The sequence below is a fragment of the Actinomyces sp. ICM47 genome (assembly GCF_000278725.1).
In the GTDB taxonomy this organism is placed as follows: Bacteria; Actinomycetota; Actinomycetes; order Actinomycetales; family Actinomycetaceae; genus Pauljensenia.
In genome coordinates, this window is record NZ_ALCA01000043.1 from 1 (window position 1) to 4947 (window position 4947).

Annotated in this window: 5 protein-coding genes; all 5 read right to left on the minus strand. The window is 67.1% G+C overall.

The window, feature by feature from the left end; all coding sequences use genetic code 11:
- Window positions 1-198: 198 nt before the first annotated feature.
- The 5 genes from HMPREF1136_RS02950 to HMPREF1136_RS02970 are packed head-to-tail and all read right to left on the minus strand — an operon-like array spanning window position 199 to window position 4603.
- The gene (locus HMPREF1136_RS02950) at window positions 199-882 is read right to left on the minus strand and encodes an ABC transporter ATP-binding protein (RefSeq protein WP_009647839.1); all 684 of its coding nucleotides are present in this window, start codon (window positions 880-882) and stop codon (window positions 199-201) included.
- Between the two features lies 1 nt (window position 883).
- Window positions 884-2089: an ABC transporter permease gene (locus tag HMPREF1136_RS02955; RefSeq protein WP_009647843.1), complete on the minus strand. Its 1206-nt coding sequence runs from the start codon at window positions 2087-2089 to the stop codon at window positions 884-886.
- A 21-nt stretch (window positions 2090-2110) separates the two neighbouring features.
- Window positions 2111-3301, minus strand: a complete 1191-nt coding sequence (locus tag HMPREF1136_RS02960; protein WP_009647841.1) for an ABC transporter permease — start codon at window positions 3299-3301, stop codon at window positions 2111-2113.
- Window positions 3298-4176, minus strand: a complete 879-nt coding sequence (locus HMPREF1136_RS02965; RefSeq protein WP_009647840.1) for a DUF6273 domain-containing protein — start codon at window positions 4174-4176, stop codon at window positions 3298-3300. Before HMPREF1136_RS02965 ends, HMPREF1136_RS02960 begins: the two co-directional genes overlap by 4 nt.
- Before the next feature lie 10 nt (window positions 4177-4186).
- Window positions 4187-4603: a DUF4418 family protein gene (locus HMPREF1136_RS02970; RefSeq protein WP_009647842.1), complete on the minus strand. Its 417-nt coding sequence runs from the start codon at window positions 4601-4603 to the stop codon at window positions 4187-4189.
- Window positions 4604-4947 lie beyond the last annotated feature (344 nt).

The following is a 4947-nucleotide window of genomic DNA, read 5'->3' on the forward strand; positions in this document are numbered from 1 at the left end:
GATGTGGCAGGGGCGCGGGACCGTGGTGGTCTCGCGCCCCTGCCTGGGGTTACCTGGTGTCAGTCGTGGTACCCGTTAGCCGTCCCGGCGTTCGCGGCGGCGCTTGGCGCCGATGGCCAGTGCGCCGGCTGGAACCTCGACACTAACAATGTAGGCCCGCAGGGCACAGGAACACTGAAGCGACCACGGCCTCGTCCCCTACGAGGCCTGCTCCGAGGAGAGGTGACCGCCGTCCATCGCGAAGGTGCGGTCCGCGTAGCGGCGTGCCTCGGGTTCATGGGTGACGATCAGGACGGCTGCTCCCCCATCGGCTGCCTCGCGCAGGAGGCGTAGGACGGTGGTCGCGTTCTCGGCATCCAGGCCGGCCGTCGGCTCGTCGGCCAGGACGATGCTCGGGTTCATGAGGAGCGCGCGGGCCACGGCGACGCGGCGCAGCTCGCCGCCGGACAACTCATTGGGGCGTGCGTCCGCCAGATCGGACAGCCCCACGGCACCCAAGAGTTCCTCGGCACGCGAGCGCGGCGGCTCGGCCTTGGCATAAAGCACGGAAGGCAGCAGCACGTTCTCGAGCACGCTCAAGCTGCGCAGCGCCGTGTGCCCCTGCGGGATCAGACCGATGCGCTCGTTACGCAAGCGCGAGCGTTCCTCGTCGCGCATCGCGTACAGGTCCGCTTCCCCCAGCCGAACCGTGCCGGCCGTGGGCGGGAGCATGCCGGCAAGCATGGACAGCAGCGTGCTCTTACCGCTACCCGAATGCCCGGTGATGACGGTCAACTGCCCCGCCTCCAGGGCAAGGTCGAGCGGTGCCACCGCAGTAAACAGACGGCTCCCCTTGCGGGCACGAGGGAAATCCTTCGTGAGGGAGGTCGCTTCAATGAGCATGTCACTCGCCTTCCTTGAGTAGGGCGCTGGCATCCGCCGTATTCAGGGCGCGCAGCGCTATCCACGACGATACGAGGGCGACCAGACCCATCGCGGCCACAGCCCCCGCCGCCAGGCCGGCGATCACGGGGAGGGAGGGGATCAGGAACCCCAGGCCGATTGTTTGTCTCACGAGCCCGGAGAAGGAGGTGATGAGAACCCCCGAGACGAGGACGCCCAGGCCCGCGCCGACCGCGTTCACTGCCACGGCCTCGGACACGACGATCCGCGACACCTGACCCTTGTGCGCACCTAGAGCGATGAGCGTGCCGAACTCGCGTTTACGCTCGACGATCATCATGACGAAGATCAGCGTGATCATCGCCAGGCCCACGCCCCACACGAGCGCCACCAGCACCGTCACCGTGCGCGAGGTCGCCTCCAGCGAGCGCGCGATGCCGCTGACCATCGTCGTCGAGGTCGTCACGTTCACCCCGGGCACGCTCGCTCGGATGTCGGCGGCGACCGCATCGACGTCGCGGCCGGGCGCAACCCTCACCATGACCGAGGAGATGATGTGGCCAGTGTCGAGGGTCGTGTACTTGTTGAGGCCCTTGTCCAGGGAGGAATCGATGAGGATGCGCGCGGTATCGAAGTTGGCGTACACCGCGTTATCCAGCGTCGATCCGGTGGTGTCGAATTGGGCGACGACGCGCAGCTTGTTGCCGAACAGCGAGAAGTTCTCCGGGTCCGCCACGCCGACGTTCGCGCCGACGATGACCTCCATGTCGCCGAGGTCCAAGGCCCCCACCGTGTCAGAGATCCACGGCTGGATGGTGAAGTCCGTCGCCGGGTCGAATGCGATGACCTGGTAGCGTCCCGAGCAGCACGAGGCGCGGGCGGTTGCCAGGAAAAGCTGGGCGGACGCGGCCTCGACACCGTCGATGGCGGCGACCTGGTCGCGGGTGGCCTCGTCCATGTAGAAGTAGGAGGGTTCGGCACCCACCAGGAACGCCTGCGGGTCAAAGTCATCAGCGTCCGCGGGCGTCACCATGATGTCCGCGCCAAGGCGCGACTCAACGGTGCGCAGGCCCCGGTCAATACCCGAGACCAGCATGGTCCCGCCGAACATCGCCATCGTCATGAGCATTGAGAAGACCACGAGGGTCCCCGTGCGCACCGGGTAGCCGCGCAGGTTCATCCAGGGCAGTCGCGCGAGCGAAAGCATGTGTGTCCTCCTGTCGTGCGCCTAGATCGGCGCGAGCTTGTTTCCCTGCGCGGCGCGGCTCACCCGCGCCAACGCGAGGCGGGTCCCGGCCACGCCGAAGGCTACCAGCAGGGCGACGGTCATGAGCGCAAGGGGAGCCGACCTGGCCGGGGTGGTCAGCGCCGCGAGCGCGGGGGCATCGCCGAGCAGGGGCAGGGCGGCGGCTCCGACGACGACGCCCGCGAGCGCGCCCGCCGCGTGGACGATGAGGGATTCGGCGGTCATGACGCGGGCGATGGTCGCGCGTGAGGCTCCGATGGATCGCCAGACGAATATTTCGTGGCGGCGTTCGTTCATGAGGGTGGCTTGGGCGACCATGAGGGCGGCGAGCAGGATCATCCAGGCGACACCGAGGACGCCGAGGAGGACGCTTCGGTGGGCGCTCACGTCCGAGGCTGTGGCTGCGACGGCGACATCGGAGCGCACGGCGGTCACTTTGCGCACGTAGAGGTTGATCCACTCGGTCACTGCGCCGACGTCGCTCGGATTGGTGACCCGCACGAGGGCGACCGTGTAGTCCTGGTCGGGGTTCAGGGAGGCGTAGGTGTCGATGCCGGATTCGGCGGAAGCGGCGATGACCTGGCGCAACGTATCCATGGTGACGAAGACGATGGTGTCCGTGTCGGTGCCGGTTGCTTCCAGGTGTGCGCCGACCGGCCATTGCTTCCCGAAGAGCGTGACCTGGCCGTCCGGATCCTGGCGCACGGCGGCACCGACCGCGACGGTGCCCGTCGGGGGCGCTGCCCCCTCGCCCTCGGCGATCCACGGGGAGATAACGAAGTCGGACGCCGGGTCGTAACCGACGATCCACAGGGGCGTCCCGTCCGGCTGCGTGTCCGCGATGGCGAGCTGGACGGTAACGGCCGAAATGTCCTCGTTGCTGTCCATGCGCGACAGGGCCGCGCGCGGCTGGTCGCATTGGGCGGGGGTGCCGAGCATGCTCAGCTGCCTCTTATCGACCTGGTTCAGGCAGGTCGTCGGGTAGACGACGAGGTCGGCACCAAGCCTGCGCTCGGCCAGGCTCAGCTGTGCGCGCATGCCGTCGAGCGCCACGAGGCCAACAAACACGCACGCCGCCTGGGCGAGCGCGAGCACCAGGATGATCACGGCGCGCACCGGGTGTGCCCGGATGTTCTTGACGGGAACGAGGCGCAGCGTGAGGTCACGCGTCATTGCTGACCTCCGCCGACCTCGGCGATATCGATCCACAGGGCGGGGCGCACCCCGTAGAGGACGTCGACGTTCGCGCCGCTGGGCAGCGGGGCGCCCGCGGTGTCGACGTATTGCGCGGCGAAGGCGTAAGTGCCCGGCGAGCGCAGCCACCAGTCGGCGGTCCCGTCCTCGCTGACGGCCAGGGGGCCCGAGGCCGCGGCCTGGCTGGCGGGTGCCGCACCGATATCGGATCGGTTCGCGCTGCCGCTCAGGTAGACGACGCTCTCCTGCTCGCTCAGCGCGAAGACGCGGTCCTGCGTGGGCGCTCCGCCCGGGGTCCCCGCGATCGACTGGTCCGCGTTCTCGTTGAGGACGGAGGGGATGATTCCCTGCTGGGAGGGAGTGAAGGCCGCGGTGAAGAAGTCCCCGTTCATCCACGCGCGCAGATCAGAGTCAGCCCACGTGACATCCTGGAAGGGCACGTGGTTGTACTGGCGGGCCTCCAGCACGTCGGCGCTGAGGACCAGGAGACGATCATCGAAACGCTCGAGTACGATCCACTGAATCGGCTCGGGCCCGTTCGCCTCGTTCCCATCCTGCTCGAAGGAGCCGAAGTCGATCACGTCCCCCTTGGCCGCCCTCCGGTAGGGCACCGCCGGGTCTTTTTCGACGAGGCCCGCCCCGCGCTGCGCCGCGTCCGCGTAGCCCCCGAGCCCAACGAAGATCGCGTACGCTCCCGAAGTATCCCCGGCCTCGGCCAGGCGCACCGCCTCCGCATAACGCTCCCCGCGCTGATGGTTGTAGACCACGAAACCGAGGGTCAACGCGAGGAGAACCGTCGCAAGTACGACGGCCCCTTTCTTGATGGATGCCTGGGACAGGCGAGCGCGTGTCACCGCTCCAGTATCAGGCCTGAGAGGCCCGATCCTTTTTGAACGTGTGCACCAAGGCCGCGACGCCGCCACCAGCGACGAGCACACTCATGATGCGCACAAACGGCTGGAACACCGTGTGGCAGCGCATCGTCTTCATCATGCACAACGGACAAATGACGCCGGGGATAAAGAAGACGACAATCGCGCCGATCAACGAGAGTGCCTGGAGGGCCAGGCGCACACCTTTATTCTTAACGAAAGCCGCAGTTCCGAAGAACACGACGAGGCCCGCCGAGCTAGCCGCAACACTGTTCTGGCACTGGTGGCACTGCATCCACGAGCCGTCCGGCCTGGGATCGCAGGCCGAGAACACGGTAATTCCTCCGGCGAGGAGCAGGGCGCTCAGGGCTGCGGGCACGAGGGGGATGACGACGTCCTTCTTGGACATGGGTTCATTCCTTAGGGGCAAGCAAGTATTGACGAACTTTATAAAAGTATCATAAGCCTCATTTACGCAGGAACACAACGCTTTTACCCTCGCACGCGACCCGCAACTCAGACATTCAAAGAGCCCCCACGCACCGACCGCACGCACCCCCACCACGCCCCCCGAGGACCTAAGATTGAGACATCCCCCACCAGTGAGGTGTCATCATGAAGAGGATTCACATCCGCTTTGCCCGATGCATCGTCGCATCGGTGACCGCGCTCGCATGCGTCGGTCTCTTCCCCCTCGCAGCCGCAGGTGCCGACGTCGCCGACGTCGCCGACGACGCCGCACAATCCGGCCCA